This window comes from Desulfobacter curvatus DSM 3379, assembly GCF_000373985.1.
Lineage (GTDB): Bacteria > Desulfobacterota > Desulfobacteria > Desulfobacterales > Desulfobacteraceae > Desulfobacter > Desulfobacter curvatus.
The window spans coordinates 57,159-79,545 of sequence record NZ_KB892968.1 but is presented as its reverse complement, the minus strand read 5'-3'; the positions used below and the strand labels follow the sequence as shown (position 1 = coordinate 79,545).

Sequence of the window (22,387 nt, the reverse complement as noted above, 5' to 3'; positions counted from 1 at the left end):
ATTAAAAGTAGTTGGTCTCAATTGAGAAATCAGCTCGAAGGCCAAAGCCGGGTGACAGTTTCAATGCAATGCAAGGATGGTCAAACCGTTCATATCAGAAAAAGCACACGACCAGAACCCAGACAACAAAAAATTTATAAAGCTTTGGAGATAGGTTTATATCCAGGGCCGGTGATTAAAAACATTTTTAGACAAAAGTAGTGCCATAACCAGGAACTTAAAAACAACAATCCGCGTGATTACAATAAGTTATAATTTGCAATCGAAAACTTGGGTTAACGCCAGATTAAAAAAAACACGCAGCAGCGGCCTTAGCCTGTCCAGGTTGGCAGGGGATACAACCAGGTACAAATCAACAGGAGTTTCAGAATTCATAATATCTGAAATAAAAAAATCAGACGCAGAGGTGTTTTTTGCGACAATGGGATCACGGTACAAAGACAGGTTGGTAACAGCGGTGGATACCACCCCGGACAACTCACGATCGGCTTTGATAACAGCTTCACCGGCATAACTGTCAATGGTTGATTGTATGTTGTCTGCCAGATCCGTATCCATGTCCGGATACCGATTTTTCAAAATCTGTGCGTGTTCTTTGTCTATCATGGCATAGAGTAGGTTTTTCACATCCCCCTCATTGTCGCTTTTTGTAATTTCGGCCACGACATCGGCAAGGGTGGCATCCTGCTTTGATACAATGACATGCAAAATTAATCCGGTCAGCAAGGCATACCCGGCCTGGGTAAAATAATCTTTCATGCCTTTGCCGTCCGGGTCACAGATCATCTGGGCAATATTTTGGGCATCCGCAATGGCATGATTCGTATTAATCCGCACTTCTGCCAATGGATTCCATTTAGCAAAAGAAAAGGTTTCATCGGCAGGGTCAAACTTGAGAATTTTATGATTTAATTCTTTGGCCCTGTATCCTGATGTCAACGCGTAATTTTCGCCCTTGATGTCCAGGGTTACGCTTGATCCCGGCCACGCAAGCAGAGACGGGATAACCAGGCCCACACCCTTGCCTGACCGGGTTGGCGCAAACGCTAAAATATGTTCCGGACCGTTATGGATCAGGTATTTGGTGCCCCGGGTCAATGGAAAGCCGCCGACATATACGCCTTCTTTGGCGTCAAGTCCCATGGCAGGCAACTCTTTTTTCTTTGCCCAGGTTGCGGTGCCGTGCAGATTTAAGTTGCCTTTCGGCTTTTTCCTGAGAATCAGAAAAAAGCCGAAGGCCGTACTGAGGACAAAAGTACCGAAGATCAAATCAACCCGATTACCCACCGGGGTATCTATTATATATTTGTTCCATTCAAACACCTTCCAGGGCAGGTAATACGTATCAAACACAGGCCTGCCCAGGTCAGGATGGTAGCGCAATGCCATGGCTACGGTTTGCGTGGCATAACTCATAAAAGTAAAACCCCACAACAAAAAACAAACCGGGAAGAGCAGGGTATACCTGCTTTTTTTTGCCTTGGCCTGCTTGAGGCCGTATTCTTGTTTTTTCATCGTTCAAGCCCTACGCCTTTATCTTTGGAAAGATATTTGATCTGGGATTTCAACTGACTTTGAACCCGGCTCTTTCCCATCTTGCACTTGGCCAGGTCGTTGAAATCCGTATACCCAAGCTCTTTTGATTCATCTGTAAATTTGGGAATAATAACTTTAGCACCAACGGCCTTGGCCGCTTTTTGCGCTTTTTCCACACCCACATTATTTTTCTTGGCGTGGTCATTATCAGCACAAATAAACAACTCAGCCGAGGGCATCAATTCCCGGATCTGTCTGGCTACATTTTCGAGGTTGTTTGCATCAAAGCAAACCACCGCCGGAAGGTGACTCACATCATTGAGGGTCTTTCCTGTGGCAAAGCCTTCAGCCAGCAATATGGGTTTTTGTTCGTCGAGTTCGCCTATGGTATAAGCGTTTCCAGATTTTTTCCCGCCGGTCAGAAACTGCTTTTTCCCATCCTCACCGATGAACTGCAGGGATTCGATTTTGTTGGTTTTAAGATTCTTGGCAGGGACAATCAGCCGGTTATTTTTATCAACCCGGTATTCTTTGTCGCCATTGATCTTTTTGTCTGTAAGGTATGGGTGGGACGTGGTTTTTTCTGCATTAATGTAAATGCCGAACGCTTTTTTAGCTGCTGCAGCGTGATCTTCGTCCCGCTCGGCTGCCCGTGCTTTTTTATTTTCTGATATAATGACTGTTTTGCCGATTTCCCCTTCATATTTGAAATTGGCTTTTTCACCGGTTTTATGGTTCTGAATGAATCCCGCAGGCCTGCCGTCGGGATAAAGCGTATATGCCCCGGATTTTTTGCCGCCCTTATCACCATCAACAGGTACACGGTGCAGCTTGCCGTCCGCCTGAGGTCTGTCAATTTTCAGGCCGAGCCTTGAAGCCTGATCCTGGAATTGCGCGGTTACTTTGTTTATGTCAAGACTATCCTGGGCAGGTTCGAGCCATTTTTTAAAATGGGCCTGGTCGGTTCCCGGCGCAATAAACCAGGATTTTTCCTGCTTATCCCATTTTGCACCCAGGGCCTTGGCTTCATCCTTCTCTGGATACGGCACGTTAATATACACCTTGGATAATTCCGGATCTCTTTTTTCGATTTGCAAATTTTTGGATAGATGCAGGGCAGGGGAGGGCACCTGGGGAGGTGGAACAGATTCGGACTTTTTTTCAAGGGAAGGGGCGATATTCTTCAAATAGGTTACTATTTCACGCTGGGAATCATCCAATTCCTTGTTAAAAGCTGATAACGGATCATTTTTATAGTGGTCGGGCATTAAATCATCAAACAAGTCAGGATTGCTCATGGCCGCAGTTATCTTTTCCGTATACGAAAACAAATCCTTTTGATCAGCACGGTATTGATCCGTTTTAGCCTGTAGTCGTTCAGCTTCTTTTTTTACCAAAGGACTTGATTCCTGTGGAATATCCGCTTCTTTTTTTGCTGTTTTACCTTTCTCTAAATCAAGCCCCATAAGGTATTCAGAGATTTTTTCAGCGTCTTTCATGGCAAACCCGAGTTCTTTTGCCCGATCTTCCGGCTTTATGGCTTTCAGCCAGGACGAAACATACGCTTTATTGCTCTCTTTGGATTCGGCAGAATAGCCAATGCCGATTTGAGAACACACCAGCCAGCTTGATATCTCCGCCCTTAATTCTTCCTTGGCCCTGGAATCCTTATCCGCATAGTCAACGCCCCTGTCCATCATGGATTTATGGGCTGTAGCATGGGACAGTTCATGAAATATTGTGGAATAATATTTTGACTTATCGTCAAACTGTGATTTGTCCGGCGTTTCAATGGAATGGGTTAAAAAATTATAAAACGCCTTATCAAGCTGGCTTCCGGTGATTTCCACATTGGCAGCGGATATCAGTTTTTCTGCCTTATCTTCTGGCCTCCAGGCAGGCTCTGGATGCTTGTATTCTTCAACACCTTCAATCTGGATGGCATTAAAAACAGAAAAAGTTTTAAAAACAGGTCTATTGACCTTGGTTATTTTTTCTTCACCGTTTTCGTCAAGGACAGGCTTTCCTTTATCATCAAGCTCTTTTTCCAATCTGGCAGGTGAATAAAAAAATCCTTTGGACGCTTTTTGACCTTTTTTGACAAAGCAATTCATATCTTTAGCCTGGTTGAACGTCATCCACCTGGGGTCATTGTAGCCGCTCATTGCCAGGTTAATCAGGTTTACGCCTTTATAATTCTGGTCCGTGGTTAAATTTTTAGGCAATTCCAACAACCGACCTTCTTCCCACGGTTTCTGCCAGGGCGCATCGCCTTTTTCAATGGCCTCTAAAACCCTTTTTGAAAAATCATTGAGCTGATCTTGATATTTACTCATAAGTCAGCCCCCTCACTCTCTAACTGAGCTTTTTGCATTCTCGCCAACTCTTCTGCAGAAATTTTGATAATACCCAAGGATTCTTCCGCATATTCGGCAACATCCACCGGGATATCGTCAGAATCAAAATCAAGACGGTCAAGCTGTCTTTTCAGCCAGGCGATGTACTCATCAACGGTCATGTTGCGTTTCATTGCGAAGTATTCAAAATCCATTGTTATTCTCCTTTTTTATCTGTGAACTGGGGCTTGCCGTTATTGTCAAAATACATTTGTTTGCATTCGGGGAAGCCGGAGCATCCCCACCAATAATTTTTTTTACCTCCTTTTCCTTTTTTCTTTGATTCCCGTTTAACAAGCGGTTTGCCGCACTCCAGGCACTTGTATTCTGATAATTCTATTTCTTTTTTTGGCGTTAAATCCGGCTTGCCGTTTTTATCGTTGAGGAATACAGGCTTGGCATGTCCATCCTGGTTGAAACATCCCCAATACCACGACCCTTTTTTGCTTTTTTGCCTGCGTAAAGGCCGGCCGCATTCCGGGCAAAGATGGGTTCCCGGCAAAGGCTTTAATTGAAGGGCGAATATTGCTTTAACAAGTTCCGGGACCTGGATGGTTTGGTCCGTCATAAATCCGGACAGACTTTCGTTACCGTTAGCTATGGCAGAAAGCCTGGATTCCCATTGTGCCGTTGTCACAGGATCAGTGAGTATACCTGGGGCCATTTTTACCAGCTGCCGGCCAAGATCCGTTGAAATGATGTTCTTTTTCTGGAGTTCGAGCAGCTGTCTGGTTTTTAATGTTTCTATGATCCCGGCCCGGGTGGCTTCAGTCCCGATCCCTTCATTTTCTTTTAAGGTCTTTTTGGCTTCGGTATCTTCAATAAACCTGTGGATATTTGCCATGGCCTCAATGAGTGTACCTTCGGTAAACCTTGCGGGTGGTTTGGTTTTTTGGGATTTAATATCAACCTGGCCTGCGGTTATGCTGTCGTCCTGATGTACCCCGGGCAAGACCTGATCATCTGCGGTTTCATCCTTTTGTTCTCTGATGAAGGCTGTCCAGCCTGGATTCAATATCGTTCGGCCCGTTGATTTCCAGACAGTATGATTGATACCGGTCAAAATTTTTTGCGCTTCAAACTCCATGGCGGCATAAAACTGGATGCAAAAGCTTTGGGCAATCATGCGGTACAGGGCAGATTCATCATCTGACATGCTTGAAGGGATTTCACCCGTGGGGATAATGGCATGATGGGCAGTTACTTTTTTCGTATTGTATGCGGCGCTTTTGAGGGAGCTATCCGTATTTTCTGCAACTTGTTCAAGTTCGGGAACATTTGCCAGGACTGCAAGCACATTGCCTGCTTCATCAAATTGTTCCTCCGGTAGATAACGGCAATCTGAGCGGGGGTATGTGGTCAGCTTTTTTTCATAAAGGGCCTGGGCCACATCAAGCACTTGTTTTGCTCCCATGCCCAGCGTTGACGAGGCCGCTTTTTGTAAAGAGGACAGGCAATGGGGTAACGGCGGATTCTTTTTCTTTTTCTCTTTGTGGGCTTCAAGAATTTTCCCAGCCTGGCCGCTTACCTCTTTTTTGATTCGATAGGCTTCATCAGGGTCGATTAACCTGCCCTGATCATCTATCCCCTTTTGTGTGTCAAGTGGCTGAAAAGTGCCGGTGAAAGAACCTGCTTCATGAAGAATTTCAACATGAAGGGTGAAGTACGGATGGAGTTTGAAGTTTTCAATAGCCAAGTCCCGGTTGACCACCAGGGCAAGGGTCGGGGTCTGGACCCGGCCAAGGGATAGCACGCCCTGGCTGCCGGCATCGCGACCTTTGAGGGTCATGGCCCGGGTGCAGTTCATGCCCACCAGCCAGTCTGCCTGTGACCTGGCCCGGGCAGCATCACGCAAGCCGGTATAATCATTGTTGTCCGTCATGGATGCCAGGGCTTTTTTGACTGATTTATCATCCAGGGCGGCCAGCCAGATCCGTTCGCAAGAACCGGCATAGTTGTGGTATTCCAGCACCTCATCAACAAGCAGTTGACCTTCTCTGTCCGGGTCTCCTGCATTGACGACCATTTCAGCATCCTGGAGCAGCCGGCCTATGATCTTCATTTGTGCTGCAGCATCTTTTCTGACCGAGGCATTAAAGGCCTTTGGTAAAATGGGCAGGTCTTCTTTTTTCCAGGCCTTGTACCTTTCGTCGTATGCTTCGGGCTGGTCCATTTCCAACAGGTGGCCGAAGCACCAGGTAACGACATTTTGGCCGCATTCTATGTATCCGTTCCTTTTTTCGGCATTCCCAAGGCTTGCAGCAATGGCCTGGCCAAGGGATGGTTTTTCTGCTATGAAAAGTCTCATGGTTTTTTCTCCTTAAGCTGTTAATTATGATTTGTTAATTTGATTATTCAGGAGATACATATGCACCCGTTCCCTTCTGTCTGGCTCCCGGAAAAAATAGATTTGTTTAAAGTTTCCTTGTGGGGAAAAAATGGCGATTTTAAACGACACGTTTATATGTGTTTGTCTTATGAACAAAAAGAAATGGGGTTTCAGGTGGTTAATGTTGACTCTGAACGATTCCTGCCTAACTGGGAGCGTTTCCATCGGCTTGGTGGCTTTACAGACTTCATACCTGATACAAACAATGATGGCAGAATTTTCAATGAATATAAGGAAAAGAACTACAGTCATGTAGAAAATTCTTTTAACGTTGGCTGCAATAAGCCAGTTCCGCTGGCTGAGATTTCCTCTATATATGACAAAAAAATCAGGCTCAGCGATGGCAACAAAAGAACCATGTGGTTGATTGCACAAGGAGTTAATGCTTTTCCGGTTGCCTGCCCCATAGAACATTGTCAATCACTCCTCAGTCTTGCAGGGATTCAAACGTGAAAAGTAAAAAAGAGTAATCCTGACCCGGCCAGTCAGGAAAATCAGGCTTGTTGTCTACGTTCTCTATAATGCCTTCCAATGCTTGATACAGATTCATGAAAAAAATATCATTGCTTGTAAGATGCCCCCCGTACCATGCAATCTTATTGAAAACCTCTGCATATCTTTTGTTCATTAGCGCGGCCATAAACAGCCTGTTTGATTTCAGTCTCTCAAAAAGCTGATGCCTGCATACTTTTAATACTCGATTCAAACAGGCGTCTTTATTTTTGGGATCGCTGTTTTCAAACTGAATAAGTTCATGGCTGTAATCCCTGCCCGGCCACCAATCACTGCGGCGGGCAAAATAAAGATCGATATGATGGTTTTCAAATTTTGGATGATCAGAAGGATACAACCCTACATCCGGATATGTCGGACAAAGAGCAGAAAGGAGATTTTCAAAAAACACATCATTTCTTTCAATTGTTTCAATTGTCCAGGGGAAAATAGTTGCTACGGTTTTAGGGTGCTCTTGCAGGCAGGTCATAATGTTGGCATTTTCAGCAGATAAATAGAATATATTATAATATCCTTGACAATGGCTATAATCAGACAATTGGCGGCAGACTTGCAAAATTCTTTCCAGATATATTTCTGTTCCGGTCTCATTCATTTACTTTTCTCCTCTTTAATTTCATTACTTTGCTCTTTATGGATTTTGATTTTTTCTGCATCTGTCCGACCTTCAAGAAACCCGGCATGCCAGCTTAGGACCTCTGTGTTTTCCGGTTGGATTTCCTGATGCCAAAATCCTGCCTCATAGCCTTGTTGCCAAATTTTTTTATCTACTTTCATAATTTGCCTTTATACGGTTCGCTGAACTCCAAATCTTTAACCGCTATGATGTTCAGACGATAACCGGGCCGGATAGTTAAGGTGGGGGACATATTCATATGTTTTTCAAGCAGACCCATGGTTGTTTGTCCCATCTGATCGGCCAGAGCCGTTCCCATGGATTCATTGAGCGTTGTTGTTTCGTCACTGTTATCACTGTCCATGGTGTTCATGGCATAAGCGGTGCCGCCGGTGACAAGGCTCATCAGCAGGGCATGGCCGTAAATCCTGAAATAGTGATTATTGACTTTGTCTTTAAGACCAGTGTAGCCGAGCTGGTCCCCGCCGGGCATATCCTTCAAGGTCATTGTCCGGCCGTCAGGAAATATTAACCGTTGCCAGACGACGAATACCCGTTCCTGGCCCATCATTATATTATTCTGATATTGGCCAAAGACTTTGGTGCCCTGGGGGATGAGCAGGTTATAGCCGGTTGCGGTGTCCCAGACATTTTGACTGACCTGGCCGCTGATGTAGCCCGGCAAAGTGGAATCAATCCCGGTGATCAGCACCACAGGTATAATGGCCCCGGTTTTGATTGATAACGCATTGGTGTCTTGATCCATGGAATATCCGTTATCCCACATTGAATCGTCATTGATTTCGGTTTGAGCCGATATGGATAAACCGGTTGTGGTTGTTACCGATGCTGTGGATTGTGAACCGGCACCCCCAAGGCCAAGCCTTGCTTTGGCGTTTGCAAGTTCACTGTTTAAAGCGGACAGTCTTGCTGACGTCCCCGATTGCCGGCCGGTCTGTTCAGAAACACCGCCAGAGGTGCTGATAACCGTTGAGGCATTTTTTTTGTACACAACCGGGTTGGATTCCAAGGCCTGGCGTTGTTTTTCAAATCTGTACTGCAGAATAGTTACAAGCTGTTTTTGCCGCTGCTTATCTAAAGCGGCTTTTACAGGGTCCTGAGGAGGGGGATTCGCGCGTACAACCTCAATGGGTTCAAGGGCCTTTTGATCCTTCTTTTTCCCCCGGGTGTTCATATCGGTTTCAGACGCAAGGCCTTTGCGTTGTTTAGGAGCTTTGGGAAGATTAAGCCCCTCTTCATCTGTGGATACGGATGACTGCTGGGGTTCTATCAACAGGGTTTCTTGATCCTGATCCCCGTTTCTATTATTTCTTTTGCCTTCATCAAAGATTGAAAAAAGCAGCAGCAATACAATGATGGCAATGAACAGAAACAGCACTAAGATAGGCTTTTTGCTCAGCACCGTTGTCACTACGCCCGGCCTTTGCAGCCCCCGCGGTGCGCTCATTTTTTAACCTCACGTTGGGTATAATTGTCTGCCAGGTTATATCCGGGCATGCGGAACATCCGGCTGAAACTGAATCCGTCACTGCTTTTAAGGTGGACATATCCGGTACCGGGATTTTGCGATAACACGTCAATGACATAGCTGATCTTGACAGCGTTCCGGGTCTGACTGATTGTATAACCGGCTCGTCTGGCCTGCTTTTCAATCAGTTCGTCAAAGTTTTTATTCCCGCTTTTAAGAAGCGTTATCGTGGTTTTTGCCGGCGGATATTGCAGGATCAGACGGCTGATGATTTCATCACAAATCAGTAACGGTGGCTTAGATTCAGTCAACACCCATGATTCTTTAGGCGAAAGGTGGGTGCAGGAAAAACAGGTTAACGCCAGAAAAAAAAGAAGGAGCAGTCTGGTAAGCGTTTTCATTTTTTCGCCTCCAGACGGGTCAGGGTTAATTCTTCCTTATCCTTGCCCACACCAAGGATTAAATAGCCCTGGTCAAAAATCCGGTCTACAATAAAACAGTTGTTTTTCACCCGGCAGTTTACAAGACCTTTACCCGCCGCGGTTTTAACCATGAACATGGGCATTTCCTGCAGTTTGGGCATCTTGATATACGTTTTAACGCCGTTGTCAAAAACCTGCAGCGGTCTCCAGCCGGCATTTCCGGAGATTTCATAATCAAAGTTTAGATTGGCAATATCAAAGCCCTCAGGGGTCGTCCTTTTCTCTTTTTCTTTGATTTCTTTTTCCCGGGCCGCTTTGGTGATTGCGATATGGTCCTGGGGATAGATGAAGCCTGTATACAGCATGTGTTTACTTCGGTCTGACTTGAGATTGATATGATAAACTCGCCTGTCAGTGGTGATAACGGCGGTGGTGGTGAGCCCGGAGTCCAGGGCTTTGAAGACAACATGACTGGTGCTGATATCGCCGCTGCCGGAAAACACGATTTCTGCGTACCATCTCGCGTTATCGCCCAGGACCATGGAATTGATTACTTCTCCGGGCTGCAGTTCCAGATCCGACACTTTATACGGGGTAACAATAATGGTTGGACTTGAATGCCCGTAAACAAAACAGTTCATACCGTTCCGGGCGGTTATGGGGTTCAGGGTGTTTTTTTGCCATCTTGACTGCAGGGCTAAAGGCTTTCTTTCTTTGTTGTTCAATCTGGCTGATACAGGGCTTACGAAATCCGCAGCCCGGCATGTTGTCAAACCGGAAAAGAATACTGCAATTGCGATTATTATTAATTTTTTCATGGGTTAAGCTCCTATTGTATCTTTTTGCTATGACTGATTTCCGACACATATATGCCGCTGGCATTGTTGATGATTTCTTGTTGTGTTTCTGGAAGCTTGCGCTTGATGATAAGATTGGCTTGAAAAGAATTCCGGGAGCGCTCAACGCCTTTATGTGTGCGCTCTATTTCCGTCCATTCCACCAGCCAGGTCTCACCGCTGACATACAGGGGCAGGGCCATAATCCGTACTTCTACAAGTTTCTCTTCGCTGGAAATGTATGGATTATTGTCTGCATACCATTTAGCCAGGATTCTTTTTGCAGCACCAATTGACATGAAACTGGATTGCTTGATGTATTTTTCCTGCAGAGCAATATCAGCCGTGACGGTCCGCCAGGCCGTTATAAACTGGCCGAGGCTGTATTGAATCATCTCCTGGCTGGTCTCAAGCTTTTTGGCCATATGTCCACCGCTGATTCTGCCGGCCCGGTCAACCTCCACCATGTACGGGATCACTTTTTGTTGTCTTAGCTGTATGATATTTGCCGTGGAAAGCAGAATCGCGACAATCGAAGCAAGCAGGGCTAACCACCGCCAAAGGTTTCTTTCCTGGATAAAAGATCCATACACTTCGGCCCATGCCTGTCGTCCGGCGAGATAATGGTTTTGAATTTCTTTTGACATTTATTTCTCCTCTTTGGGTTTTACGGCTTTTGCTATGGCTTCCAACGCGCCACTCCTGGCTCCGCTGAGCGCGCCCGCCATACCGCCGCCACCGGCAGCACCGGCGGCGGCACCGACGCCCATGGAGGCCGCACTCGCCGCCATACCTGCACCTGCCGCCATGGCTCCGGTAATAGCTCCGGCACTGCTGCCGCTGTGCAGTGTCACCATTCTGGCTATTGTGTCGGGCAATACTTTGATGAGAAACGCCAGGATGCACAAACATGCTGTAATAACAAGGACTTCTGTAAAAGCTTTAAAGTTGTAGAACACCATTTCGGCCAGAAATGTACCCAAAATATACAAAAGACACCGGATAACAAATAATTTAAGGCCTACACTCAGGACATACTTTAAAAAACCAGTGGCAAAGCTTCTGGAATATCTCATACCGCCAAAACCTAAAATAAAAATGCCGAGATTAAAGGCTATGTAGGATTCACAAAGAACAACTAAATACATGCCGTAGATAAAAGCACCACATATAGCTGAAACAATAGCAGCAAGACCAAGTGCCGGAATTTTTGCAGGGTTCCAGGAATACACCATATTATCAGCAATAGTCAGTGTATCTTTGAAAATTTGAGCAAAGAACGCTTCACCCGGCGGTGAACCGCCGCCCGCAACATCTTTAGCCATTTTCAGCATACCTTGAATCAAATCAACGCCCCAAGCCTGACCTTTAATGATGAGAGCCCAAAAGATACCGCCAAAAATTGCCGTCATTACAAGGTCTTCTACAACGTCTTGTAATGTGGATTGTTTGAACCCGAGCTTTACGGCCATTACAATAAGCTGGATAACCAGCAGCCATTTCAGCAACCACAGGGCATGACTTTTGATGTTTTCGCCCCAGGTAGAGCCTACTAGTTTATATTTATTAGTTATTATTTCGATGATATCTTGGTTAATTTCTGTAGCGATTGCTAACTCATTGAAAAAAGATAGAGAACCTGCTATCATCAGAAGATAAAGACAAATTTTAACAGGAGTTGTTTTTATGTCTAAAAATTTGATCATTCTTATCATCTCCATCGTTATCGCCATTAGTATCAGCATTGGCGTGTATATCAGCGTGGCTGTTGATTCTGAGCCTGATTATCAAGCCATCAAAAAACAAGAGGATAAAGTCAAAATCAAATCACCTAAAGTCATTGTAACTCCATAAAATCACGGTATAACAATGACTTGTGGGGGATTAATAGTAATCGCTTGTTCCTGCTGCAAATCAGCATCCTCCAACTTTGCAGCATTGTGTTCTTGGGCCAGAGCCGCAGTCTGAGCCTGCACATAATTAGCCAGCAAGGCCCTTGTCTGTCTCATTTCATGGACGGTGAGGGCGTTAATCTGGTTACCGGCTTCAATTGCCTGCTGTCTGCCTTCTTTGGTAGACAACAGGTCATCTAAATAGCTGTCAAAATCGCCTGAATCCTGCAGGTCTTGTAATTGCTGGCCGGTAAGTTGAAAATTAGACTGTAAAACATTGTCAATTTTCTCAGAGGCCTTTGAGAATTGATTTAACTGCATTTCAATACGATCCTGCATTAATACGTCATCAATTTTTAAGTCCCGTAACTCAGGCCAAGTCTCAGTGAAAATTGTCAGCAGCGCTCCCATATCAGCCTTGTAAGATTTCAGCCGGTTCACATTGGCAACCGCTACCCTCATTTGAGATTGAAGGTTGGAAGCCAGGTTGCTGGGCAGGTTCATGGTGTTGGTGATGGCATTTTCTGTTTGCTTAACGAGTTGTTCGTATTGTTTGATCTCTTCTGCCAATTGTTCGATGTCTTTGATATATTCCAGGGCTTGTGTGAATAAATTGGAGCAATTGAGACAGGTAACAGGAATACCGGCCATAGACACCTTGACAAAGGTAATGATGGACAATAAAGCGATTGCGGTTCTAATTTTGTTTTTCATTTTGAAGTTCCTTAAATTTTAGGGATTTTAATATTTCTGGCACGCAGCCATTGTTTCGGCCATTCAGGGCCGTACTCATTTATTAAGTTCTTAATTGCGGCAATGTCTTCTTTGCCTGAGACTCCGGCAAATGACAGGGCCAGGGGGGATAAAGATAAATTGATCAGGCGACAACCCAGCGAAGATGTCACGTAATATTCTCGTTTTGGCCGGGCCTGCGCGATAATTTGAACCTGGGTGGAATTGAGGCCCAGACCCTGATAGAGTCCTTTTTGGGTATCTTTCCCTGCATCCTGATTTGGTAAAAATATTTTGGTTGGGCAGCTTTCCGACAGTACATCTAAAAGGCCTGAATTTTTGGCATCAGAAAGGCTTTGTGTGGCAAGGACAACAGCACAATTCGCCTTTCTGAGCACTTTTAACCATTCCCGGATTTTTTGCTGAAAAACAGGATGGCCCAGCATGATCCAGGCTTCATCCAGGATCAGTATGCTTGGCTGCCCTCTAAATGCTTTCTCAATGCGATGAAAAATATACAAAAGCACCGGGATCAAGTTTTCTTCACCAAGATTCATCAACTCTTCAATTTCAAACACTGTATACTTTTCCAGGGTCATGGAATCGGCAGGTGCATCAAGGAGTTTGCCCATAGCTCCCTGGTTGGTATAATGCTGGATCGCCTCTTTGAGTTCCTGGTGCTGTATATAATGATACAGGTTGCTTAAGGTGCGGTGCTGATCCGGAGAGTTTCTGATCTGCGTGACAGCATCATGTATGGCTGTTCGGTGCTCAGGCTTGATATCAACTTTTTGCAGTTTTGCCAGGGTAGTTATCCAATCCTCTGCCCAGGCTTGTTCAGCATCTGTATCAATATATTTTAAAGGGCAAAAAGAAAGCTGACTGTCTTCACCGGCAATGTGATAATGGGTGCCGCCTGATGCAGAGACCAGGGGAAACATTGACAATCCTTTATCAAATGCAAAAATACACGCATCTTTATAACGCCGGAATTGAGCTGCGATCATGGCCAGCAAAACGGATTTACCCGCACCGGTAGGACCAAAAATCAGGGTGTGGCCTAAATCTCCGATATGCAGGTTCAGCCGGAAAGGGGTTGCGCCGTCTGTAGCGGCATACATAAGCGGTGGTGATCCTGGCGAATAAAAAGGGCAGGGGGCTTTAGCTGATCCGGCATATATTGTGGACAATGGTAAAATGTCGGCAAGATTCAGACTGTGCAAAATAATGCGGCGCAGATTGGAATAATTGTTGGCCGGATGGGTTCCAAGCCAGCCTTCCAGTGCGTTGAGTGTTTCTACCCGGGCAGCAAAGCCTTGGGACAAAATCACTTTCCGAATATCCCTGGTTTGCGTCAGCAACAGTTCTTTATCTTCATTTAACAAAATGATGTTGCCGGAAAAATAACCAAACCCGACAAATCCGGATTGATTAATTAAGTAAGCTTCCTCCGCATCTTCAGCCATCAAGGCGGCATCTTTGTTTGGCTTTGCCTTGGCGTTATTCAAAAGTTTGTCAAAGAAACCAATAATTTTTTGAGACCAGCCCTTCCGGTAATTTTCTATCTGCTGTAAGGCTGTCCATTGATCCATACAGATATAACGGGTGTTAAACCGGTACGGTATAGATAAACTGTCTAACCCGGACAGCATCATTGGGTAGGATTCAGCAGGAAAACCATCAATGGCAACGACACTTATATATTTATCCGCGATTTTCGGAACTATGCCGCCTGTGACATCTTGGGAAGATAAAAGATAATCAAGATACATAGGGATTTTCGGCAATTTTATTTTGTGGCGTTCCCCTGTGATAATAAAGTTGATAATTTCCAAAAGTTCTGAATATATGCCATTCTGGGAGGGTGTATCCTTGAGTTTTTGGAGCCGAAAAGATAACGAGAGCCTATCCTCTATTTCGACCAGATTATTTTGAAAGGTTTTTAATGCCTTAACACCGGGATCATCCTCTTTTTTTCTCTGGTGTTCATCCTTTTCCTCTGTATATAAAAAGGAATCCATTTTCTGCGCGGATATATCCGGTTTCCAGGTGATAAAAAGATAATGAGTTGTGCGAAAATACTTTCCTTTTTTAAAATATATTCGCCGTTCATCATCAATGACCCTGGTGATCTTGTCAGGAAAATGATTTTCATCTTTATCAGGATAATAATCTTCCGGGCTCCGGATACAGTCAAAGTGCAAGGTGAATCCATCGCCTAAATTTTTTAATGATGCGGAGATCGAAGTTGAAAAGTTTTCTAACTCTGTATCGGTTGAACTGTCCGTGTCCCGGGTTGTTATTTCATAGCCCACAAGAAACGAACCGTTTTTACAAAGGATAACCCCATTGTCCGCCATCACGGCATACTGCAAAAGGCTTTGCAGGCCCTTCTCTTTTCTGCTCATGGCATCGTAATGGATAGATTTATGCGGCAACTCTGGGCTGTCTTTGGCTGGGTAAAATTTTTTGTGCCGCACATGCTGCCGGAAGACCTTTGAAAGGATCGGCTCATTTTTATTTGCTTTCCTGGCCAGGGCAAACCCGACCGAAAGAATTATCAGACCGATCAATATCTGCCATGGGCGGTTGCCGCTGGATACAATCAGCACACCAGCGGCTATTCCTATCGGGAACAGCAAATCACGTTCTATGCCCATGATCAGGTCTGCACGATGCAGTGAACGATGTATTGCGATCCGTCTCATCAGATTAATGCTCCACTGCCGAATGTGAACAGCGTATCAATGATCGGTTCCGCCAAGGCCAGCACCGAGATGATACAGACCACTACCAGGAATCCCTTTGTCATGCCGTCCAAATCGTCTTTCTTGAACCACATCACAAAAGCAGCTGCTAAAATCATCAGTATGGCAACGGATTTGGCCCACGGCCCGCGTAAGGTTTCCATCAAGGTTTCTGCCGGTGTTTCAAACTCCGAAATTGTTGATGCAAAAACAGAATCAACAAATGTAATAACGCCAAAAAAAAGAAAGGTTGGTATAAGCAAGGGTAAATACTTTTTCATTTCTAAAACTCCTCTTTAAATAATCAATTGAATTGACAGACCGATAATGATGCCGAAAAGCACGGCAATCACTATATTCATCGTGTTTGTTTTTTTGTTCACCTCCTTGATTCTTTCTTTGAATTTTTCTGCAAGAATATCTTGCTGGTCAGAAAGTTTTCGTGAATATTCTTCGGCCATAAGTTCACAGACAGTGGCAACGATCCAGACCGGATCATTGTCACTCACCGTCATATTGTGCCTTTTGGCTATTTCCGCCTGGATTCTGTTTTTCATTCCTGCTGTTCCTGGGCCTCAATGATCAGGCCGGATTCATCCAGAATGTTCCAAATTTCGTCCCTGGCTATCTTCAATCGCTGCTTGGCCATGACGTTGAATTTGCCGGAATTGATTGCCTGGGCAAATGTCAGGCGGGACTTGAGCATCAGCTCCAGATCATAGCCAAAGGTTTCTTTCTTATACGTGGGTAAGACAATGGTGGTCCCGCCATGATCCTGGTTGGCCTTTGCCAGTTTGTGGTTCTCAAAGTCAATTTGACCGAAGAAAGGATTTACCCATATTGTTATCGGGGTGTCCGGAAAACCGTCCATCAGGGATGCCAGGCCTTGGATAGTATCCCCCTCGGCTTGACCGCCGGTGATCAAGGTATGCAGCGTAAGGTTGTGGCCGCTGTCTTTTAGAAACTCGGCAACATTATTTTCCGACATGTAGGCAGCCAGGGGAACAAATGTGCTGGCACCGCTGTCAACAACAGCGAATGCCTCATCCGGCAGCTGGATCAATTTTTCTATCATCGTGTCAAACAACCGGCTGTTAATAGAATCACCTTCCATGATTTCTATCTTGGTCGCCTTTAATGCTTCATAGGCTGTCAGGGTTGCATTAACCGGATCAGCGTCCAGGCATGCCAGCAACTGGTCTCTGTCAACCAGATATTGACTTAAAAGACTGGCTGTAAAACTTTTGCCAACACCGCCCTTGCCCTGCAGGATCATATTTATTGATGCCATCTTTTTCCCCTTTATAATTGGTTATGGATGCAGCTTGCTTTGCAGCATCCGGCTTTATCGCCAAGGCACATGGCATACATGGTGCCCCAGGCCAACATTATGATTTTTTGAAAATCCTTCTTGGAAACTTTGGTAAAATCTTCCAACTGGTGTTCTTTTTTGAATTTGTTGAATAAAAATTCATAGCTTATCCTGTCCTCGTAATATGCCATGAAATCAAACAGCCCCCTTAAAGGCTGCAATTCTTCTTCAGTACAAAGATCTATAAAGTCGTTTTGCAGGGTTTGTATCCCTGACCAGATGTATTCCATGGCGTTTTCATAACTTGAGGTTGTGATGCCCGTTAGGTTCATTATCTGCATGTAGGCACATAGCTCAGCTTCAAGTTTTTCAGGGGTGGTATTTTCAATCCATGCCCAGATCGAAATTAAACCTTTAAGCGCAAGCATCTTTTTTTCTGAAACATCGGCCCGCTGAAACCGAGGGATCACACTTTGGACCGGTTGGGTGTGAGCAGTATCTCCCATCTCTTTTGAGGAGTTGACAGCCCGTAACTGTTCGTATCCCTTTAATTGAGCTTCCCTGGCCACCTGACTGCGAAAGATATGACCCATCATGCCAAGGCCGGCCAAAGTGATCCCGTACCCGTCAACTCTTGGGCCGTGATCTTCCACATGTCCCATTGGGATAAAATTTTCTGCCTTAAATAGGGTAGGGACATCCAAATATTGAATTTTCGTCATCAAGGCTTTGTGGGGCTGGTCAATTTCCTTGGCCAGTTTCCAGCTTGAAATGCCGAACTCGCCGGTGGGCAATAAAACTGTCAAATCGCTTTCTTTTGGAATTTGTAATGCGGCTTTTAAATATAATTTATCTTTCTGAGCCTTTTCCATGGCGTTAAAGGCATTGATATACTTAACCTTCCAGGCCATAGCCTTTTTGCCTGTGAACCCCATAACAAGCAACACAAAACCATCACGGGTCATATTAAAAGCTGGTCGTTCCTCGCCTTTTGCATCGATATATTTAACGTCCTCAAAATTGAGGACGTTAAAATCTTCCGGTATTTCAAGCCCTTGAATTGTTCGAATAATATTATCATGTCTTTTTTTAAAATGTTCTGCGACCATCATCGAAGATACTGTTAATTTCCCGTTTGTCTCTGTAATGTTGACGTGCTGTTTTTCTATTTCCATATCCATCGTTAAACTCCCCTTCCAAAAAATACCCTAATTCGGCGGATTCAAAATCGAATTAGTTGAAATAAATCTATAATAACAAATAGTTACTCTCCTTTTTTGATTAGGTTAAACGGTGTTTTATTTTCTTTTTCTTCCACAACAGAGTCAGTTTCTGGCGGGTAAGGATCGTTTGAATGGCTGAATTTACCTCGTGTTTTGCTTGAATTTTGATTTATATTTTTTTCTTTTTTGATCTTCTTTTGACCGAAGGGAAACCTCTGATCGTGGTTTTCCATAATTTTTGCCCAGGCCACATAGGACATATGAATTTTATCTTTTTCGATAAAATGATCGTATATGGTCTTTTTTGAGTAACCCTTTAAAAACAAAGCTTTTGCTTCGTCATGGATAGCCAGATATTGACTTTTACATGAAGGTTTCATAATTCGTCTTTCTTTTGTGTAAAAGGGAAGGGTTTATGGTAATTTTTTAATATTTTAGTCCAGGAATTATATGACATATGAATCACACCCTTTTTGAAGAAATAATCATACACAGCTTTGATTGTATAACCCTGCTTAAGCAGCGTTTGGGTTTCATCATGGATAGCCAGGTACTGACTTTTACATGAGGGCTTAGGTCCATTCTCCATAATCTAACCATCTTCTTTCTTTCAAAAATTTTGATAGTCCCGGTATCCAGCGGCCATTATCCCGCTGCCAGTCATAGGACATCTTATTTTTTAAAATGATTTGTAAAAGTTTTGATGTTTTTGGCAATTCTCCGGCCCGAACAAGTTTTTTAAAATTCATCCAGGCTTGCCATTGCCCGGTTTGTCGGGGGTATTGATTTAAAACCACATCGAATTGTTTTTTGAGGGGTAAACTATTTAATTCCGCTTCCTGTAGTTGTTTTTCAGCCAAAATTTCTTGCTGCTGTTTCTTCTGATGCTGCAGCTGTAGTTGGTCTATCCGTTTTTGTTCTTCATCTTTTTTTCTTTGGAGTTCTTCCGAATAGACATCAAAGACAATGGTTTTAACGCCAAAAAAAGAAAAATTATCTTTGAGGGTTTGACCGTAATGTTTTTCGATTCTTTGTAATGCTATTTTGTTTGGCCCTGACAGGATTACACTGCCGTTCTCGATTTGAGCCACCAGGCAGGGAAGATACTTGGCCGCTAAATTCAACTGGTCTTTAGAAATAATACTCTCTCTGATTTTTGCCCATGTGACAGACTCCTGGTTGTACTGAACTGATTCTGAATAGTGGGGTAGGGGGGGAGTATTCTTATATAATCTATCTAAGGTATAATCCGACAAATTGCCGACATTTTGTCGATCCGCAGCATGACACGCGTGATCAATCTCCAGGTGGCTATTTTCCGGGATTTTTTGTTCAATTTCTGGAGCCGTTTCCGTCTGATCATGTTTGGGGGTTTCAACTGGATTTGTTGGTTGCTTCGGTTTTGCTTTGCCGGCACGTAATTTTCGGAATTTAATGATTGCAGGATGAGCAAGAAAATAATACACGGTCTCCGTCCAGCCGTTAATCTCTTCTTTAACAGCGGTAATCAGCTTAGCATCCTTGAGGGTCTTGATATGCCTTTCAATGGTCCGATAGCATACATTTGTCCGGCTGGCTAATGTGCCCATGTTCACAAATGTATGGTCCTTACCAACCGCACATCTAATCATAGCTCTAAATGTATTTTGTACACCTGCCGGCATTTTGCCCCCATTTATTGTTATTTTCGGGAACCATTGTAAGCTTGACAAACTCTATTCGTTGAGTTAGCTTCTCAATATGTAATTCATATTAAGAAGCCCAAGGCTTCTGGGAGATCCTTAATGGTTGCCGCCATTAAGGATTTTCTTTTTTGGGACGGCTTATTAGCTTAAGTTGTACCTCCGCTAATTTATCTTTATGGTTAATAGCAACCCTATTCTTTCACCATCCCAAGGTCTGATAATATATATTATGTAAACTTTTATTTTGCTAAATTTCATAGCCCGCTGTTTTGTATAATCAAAATGTAATATTGAAATCTGCCCTGCCCGTGTTATATTATTTTGAAAAGCCGCGGGCTGCCCTGGTTTTTCACCTTGGTTCAGCCACTCAAACAATATCATTGCGCTTAACCTGATTAACCAAAATAAAAAGAATAAGGAGAAACAATGAACACACATCTTTCCTATGAGCAGACCGGGGTAATGACCCAGGTCAATGCGTTTATCAGAAGCACTTACAACTGGATGGCCATCGGTCTTGCGGCCACCGGCCTGACTTCATATTTTGTATCTGAAAGCCCGGCCGTGATGCAGGCCGTATACGGTAATCCCATCATGCCGTGGGTATTATTTATTGGTCTGATTGTCATGTGCGGGTTTATCAGTGCACGGATTCAAAAGATGCAGGCAAGCACGGCTACAGGTCTTTATGTGGGTCTGACCGTCCTTTACGGTATCTGCCTTGCTCCAATTTTTATGATTTATACACAGGCATCCATTGCCTCAACCTTTTTTATCTGCGCTGCGACTTTTGGTGCCGCAAGCGTTTACGGCATGATCACTAAAAAAGACCTCACCGGTATGGGCCAGTTTCTGATGATGGGCTTGATCGGTATCATTATTGCCATGGTTGTGAATATGTTTATTCAAAGCTCAGCCATGCAGACCATTATCTCCATGATCGCGGTTCTGCTGTTCACCGGTCTTACCGCCTATGATACTCAGAAACTGAAATCCATGGCAGTTACCCTTCCCATGGATGCAACGGGCGCTATGGTCAGAAAAGGTGCTATCCTTGGAGCTCTAAGCCTTTACCTTGATTTTATGGGTTTATTTGTTCATCTGCTGAGCTTGCTTGGTGTAGCAAGGGATTAAGTTCATAAACAAATAGCTTTTATTAGCAAAACCCCCGGAACAAAATTTTGTTCCGGGGGTTTCTTGTTTTTTTCAAATTCTGAATGAAAACTTGTCAGATAAAATTATAAACTTCTTCTGATGGCCTCGCAAATCTTCTCACAGCATTGTCGGGTCAATTCTTCTTCCGGACCTTCAACCATCACTCTAAGCAAGGGTTGTGTACCGGAATACCGCACAAGTACCCTGCCCTGCTTGCCAAGCTGTGATTCAACTTCCTTAATGGCATCTGCAACCATGGGGACTTTCATAAAATCTGGCTTGGATGCGTCCACTTCAACATTGATAAGGACCTGGGGGTAAACGCTCATGACCTTAGCAAGTTCGGATAAAGGCCTTTGGGTTTCCAGCATTACCTCTATGAGTTTTAATGCCGATAATGCACCATCGCCTGTGGTCTGTTCGTCCAGAAAAATCATGTGTCCGGAATCTTCCCCGCCTATAAGGGCACCGGTTTCTTTCATGCGCTCCAGTACTTTTCTATCCCCGACCCCGGTTATTTCATGTTTGATCTCTAATTGTGCCATTGCATTGCCAAATCCCACATTGCTCATGACCGTACTCACAACAACATTATTTTCAAGCTTTCCGCTCTGTTTGGCAAATTTTGCCAAAATAGCCAGCAAGGTGTCCCCGGTGATCTGCAGTCCTGTTTCATCCACGGCAATCAAGCGGTCAGCATCACCGTCAAAGGCAAGACCAAGATTCGCGTTATTTTTTTTGACATGATCGCTTAAATCTTTTGTATGCTGGGAACCGCACTCTTCATTTATATTGGTGCCGTTTGGCTGGTTATGGATAAAACTTACGTCAAAAATATCAGAGGTGAATATTTGAGGGGCGCAAAAACTGGCCGCGCCATTGGCCGCATCAATAACCAGCTTGAGTTTTCTTTGTTTTTTTTGAAAATCAAATTTTTTGACGAGAAACTGTGTATATCTACTCTGGGCGTCATCGGCAGCTACAATGGCTCCAATTTGTGAAGGCAAATCAATGGGCGGGCCAAGGATCATTTTTTCAAGGTTTGCCTCCTGGTCATCGGAGAGTTTAATGCCACCCTTTTGAAAAATTTTGATGCCGTTATCATAATAGGGATTGTGGGAAGCAGAGATCATGATGCCGACCCCGCAGGATTCAATGGCACTGCTCAGATACGCAACGCCTGGGGTAGGAATAACGCCGAGTATCATTACATCAACACCAACAGAAACAATGCCTGCAGCCAGTGCCGATTCAAGCATTTGGCCTGAAATTCTGGTATCCCGGCCGATGATTACACATTTATTAGAAGACCTTTGCGTTAAAATACCCACTGCCTGGCCGGTTTTCATGGCCAGTTCGCATGTCATGGGATAGGTGTTTGCCCTGCCCCGTATACCGTCTGTTCCAAATAACTGTCCCATTGAAATGGTTATCCTGCTTTTTT

The 22,387-nt window shown here is 44.3% G+C and carries 25 protein-coding genes; 4 read left to right on the top strand and 21 right to left on the bottom strand.

What is annotated here, in order from left to right; genetic code table 11:
* Window positions 1-201, top strand: a 201-nt coding sequence (locus tag B147_RS32350; protein ID WP_425387012.1) for a hypothetical protein, incomplete at its 5' end; no start/stop codon positions are given.
* A gap of 48 nt (window positions 202-249) precedes the next feature.
* Here B147_RS32350 and B147_RS27635 read toward each other — a convergent pair.
* The 4 genes from B147_RS27635 to B147_RS0106670 are packed head-to-tail and all read right to left on the bottom strand — an operon-like array spanning window position 250 to window position 6,240.
* The gene (locus tag B147_RS27635) at window positions 250-1,515 is read right to left on the bottom strand and encodes a type IV secretory system conjugative DNA transfer family protein (RefSeq protein ID WP_020586455.1); all 1,266 of its coding nucleotides are present in this window, start codon (window positions 1,513-1,515) and stop codon (window positions 250-252) included.
* The gene (locus tag B147_RS0106680; protein WP_020586454.1) at window positions 1,512-3,872 is read right to left on the bottom strand and encodes an ArdC-like ssDNA-binding domain-containing protein; all 2,361 of its coding nucleotides are present in this window, start codon (window positions 3,870-3,872) and stop codon (window positions 1,512-1,514) included. The genes B147_RS27635 and B147_RS0106680 overlap by 4 nt, the downstream gene beginning before the upstream one ends.
* The gene (locus B147_RS0106675) at window positions 3,869-4,087 is read right to left on the bottom strand and encodes a hypothetical protein (protein ID WP_020586453.1); all 219 of its coding nucleotides are present in this window, start codon (window positions 4,085-4,087) and stop codon (window positions 3,869-3,871) included. Before B147_RS0106675 ends, B147_RS0106680 begins: the two co-directional genes overlap by 4 nt.
* 2 nt (window positions 4,088-4,089) lie before the next feature.
* Window positions 4,090-6,240: a DNA topoisomerase III gene (locus B147_RS0106670; protein WP_020586452.1), complete on the bottom strand. Its 2,151-nt coding sequence runs from the start codon at window positions 6,238-6,240 to the stop codon at window positions 4,090-4,092.
* Between the two features lie 60 nt (window positions 6,241-6,300).
* Here B147_RS0106670 and B147_RS31695 point away from each other — a divergent pair, with 60 nt between their 5' ends.
* Window positions 6,301-6,774 (top strand): plasmid fertility inhibition factor family protein, encoded by a 474-nt coding sequence (locus B147_RS31695; protein WP_157237802.1) that lies wholly within the window; start codon window positions 6,301-6,303, stop codon window positions 6,772-6,774.
* Here B147_RS31695 and B147_RS0106660 read toward each other — a convergent pair.
* Genes B147_RS0106660 through trbL form a run of 7 tightly spaced genes read right to left on the bottom strand, consistent with a single transcriptional unit; the run spans window position 6,749 to window position 11,903 of the window.
* On the bottom strand, window positions 6,749-7,429 hold the full coding sequence (locus tag B147_RS0106660; RefSeq protein ID WP_020586450.1) for a hypothetical protein: 681 nt from the start codon (window positions 7,427-7,429) through the stop codon (window positions 6,749-6,751). The genes B147_RS31695 and B147_RS0106660 overlap by 26 nt on opposite strands.
* On the bottom strand, window positions 7,426-7,611 hold the full coding sequence (locus B147_RS0106655; protein WP_020586449.1) for a hypothetical protein: 186 nt from the start codon (window positions 7,609-7,611) through the stop codon (window positions 7,426-7,428). Before B147_RS0106655 ends, B147_RS0106660 begins: the two co-directional genes overlap by 4 nt.
* Window positions 7,608-8,918, bottom strand: a complete 1,311-nt coding sequence (locus B147_RS0106650; RefSeq protein WP_020586448.1) for a TrbI/VirB10 family protein — start codon at window positions 8,916-8,918, stop codon at window positions 7,608-7,610. The genes B147_RS0106655 and B147_RS0106650 overlap by 4 nt, the downstream gene beginning before the upstream one ends.
* Window positions 8,915-9,340, bottom strand: a complete 426-nt coding sequence (locus tag B147_RS0106645; RefSeq protein ID WP_020586447.1) for a conjugal transfer protein TrbH — start codon at window positions 9,338-9,340, stop codon at window positions 8,915-8,917. Before B147_RS0106645 ends, B147_RS0106650 begins: the two co-directional genes overlap by 4 nt.
* Window positions 9,337-10,179, bottom strand: coding sequence for a P-type conjugative transfer protein TrbG (gene trbG, locus B147_RS0106640; RefSeq protein ID WP_020586446.1), 843 nt, complete (start codon window positions 10,177-10,179; stop codon window positions 9,337-9,339). Before trbG ends, B147_RS0106645 begins: the two co-directional genes overlap by 4 nt.
* An 11-nt stretch (window positions 10,180-10,190) precedes the next feature.
* Window positions 10,191-10,844, bottom strand: coding sequence for a VirB8 family type IV secretion system protein (locus tag B147_RS0106635; protein WP_020586445.1), 654 nt, complete (start codon window positions 10,842-10,844; stop codon window positions 10,191-10,193).
* The gene (gene trbL / locus B147_RS0106630; protein WP_169400703.1) at window positions 10,845-11,903 is read right to left on the bottom strand and encodes a P-type conjugative transfer protein TrbL; all 1,059 of its coding nucleotides are present in this window, start codon (window positions 11,901-11,903) and stop codon (window positions 10,845-10,847) included. It lies immediately after the preceding gene.
* On the opposite strand from trbL, the gene B147_RS32135 reads away from it, so the two are divergent.
* Window positions 11,884-12,051: a hypothetical protein gene (locus B147_RS32135; protein ID WP_020586443.1), complete on the top strand. Its 168-nt coding sequence runs from the start codon at window positions 11,884-11,886 to the stop codon at window positions 12,049-12,051. The genes trbL and B147_RS32135 overlap by 20 nt on opposite strands.
* Before the next feature lie 2 nt (window positions 12,052-12,053).
* On the opposite strand, the gene trbJ is transcribed toward B147_RS32135, so the two are convergent.
* From trbJ to B147_RS0106580, 9 genes are all read right to left on the bottom strand, one after another.
* On the bottom strand, window positions 12,054-12,803 hold the full coding sequence (trbJ, locus tag B147_RS0106620; protein ID WP_020586442.1) for a P-type conjugative transfer protein TrbJ: 750 nt from the start codon (window positions 12,801-12,803) through the stop codon (window positions 12,054-12,056).
* Between the two features lie 11 nt (window positions 12,804-12,814).
* Window positions 12,815-15,529, bottom strand: a complete 2,715-nt coding sequence (locus tag B147_RS0106615) for a VirB4 family type IV secretion/conjugal transfer ATPase (protein ID WP_020586441.1) — start codon at window positions 15,527-15,529, stop codon at window positions 12,815-12,817.
* Window positions 15,529-15,849: a TrbC/VirB2 family type IV secretion system protein gene (locus tag B147_RS0106610; protein ID WP_020586440.1), complete on the bottom strand. Its 321-nt coding sequence runs from the start codon at window positions 15,847-15,849 to the stop codon at window positions 15,529-15,531. The genes B147_RS0106615 and B147_RS0106610 overlap by 1 nt, the downstream gene beginning before the upstream one ends.
* Window positions 15,850-15,864: 15 nt before the next feature.
* Window positions 15,865-16,125 (bottom strand): hypothetical protein, encoded by a 261-nt coding sequence (locus tag B147_RS0106605; protein ID WP_020586439.1) that lies wholly within the window; start codon window positions 16,123-16,125, stop codon window positions 15,865-15,867.
* A complete protein-coding gene (locus tag B147_RS0106600) occupies window positions 16,122-16,859 on the bottom strand; it encodes a nucleotide-binding protein (protein WP_020586438.1) in 738 nt (245 codons plus the stop codon). The genes B147_RS0106605 and B147_RS0106600 overlap by 4 nt, the downstream gene beginning before the upstream one ends.
* 11 nt (window positions 16,860-16,870) lie before the next feature.
* Window positions 16,871-18,061 (bottom strand): Rha family transcriptional regulator, encoded by a 1,191-nt coding sequence (locus tag B147_RS0106595; RefSeq protein WP_020586437.1) that lies wholly within the window; start codon window positions 18,059-18,061, stop codon window positions 16,871-16,873.
* A gap of 83 nt (window positions 18,062-18,144) precedes the next feature.
* Complete coding sequence (locus B147_RS0106590) at window positions 18,145-18,483, bottom strand: TraK family protein (RefSeq protein ID WP_020586436.1); 339 nt, start codon at window positions 18,481-18,483, stop codon at window positions 18,145-18,147.
* Entirely contained in the window at window positions 18,480-18,692 is a 213-nt protein-coding gene (locus tag B147_RS0106585; RefSeq protein ID WP_020586435.1) for a TraK family protein, read from the bottom strand. Before B147_RS0106585 ends, B147_RS0106590 begins: the two co-directional genes overlap by 4 nt.
* Window positions 18,676-19,767, bottom strand: a complete 1,092-nt coding sequence (locus B147_RS0106580; protein WP_026259547.1) for a helix-turn-helix domain-containing protein — start codon at window positions 19,765-19,767, stop codon at window positions 18,676-18,678. The genes B147_RS0106585 and B147_RS0106580 overlap by 17 nt, the downstream gene beginning before the upstream one ends.
* A 447-nt stretch (window positions 19,768-20,214) precedes the next feature.
* Here B147_RS0106580 and B147_RS0106570 point away from each other — a divergent pair, with 447 nt between their 5' ends.
* Entirely contained in the window at window positions 20,215-20,922 is a 708-nt protein-coding gene (locus B147_RS0106570; RefSeq protein WP_020586432.1) for a Bax inhibitor-1/YccA family protein, read from the top strand.
* Between the two features lie 104 nt (window positions 20,923-21,026).
* Here the strand turns inward: B147_RS0106570 and glmM are convergent, their stop codons facing one another.
* Window positions 21,027-22,364, bottom strand: coding sequence for a phosphoglucosamine mutase (glmM, locus tag B147_RS0106565; protein ID WP_020586431.1), 1,338 nt, complete (start codon window positions 22,362-22,364; stop codon window positions 21,027-21,029).
* Between the last annotated feature and the right edge of the window lie 23 nt (window positions 22,365-22,387).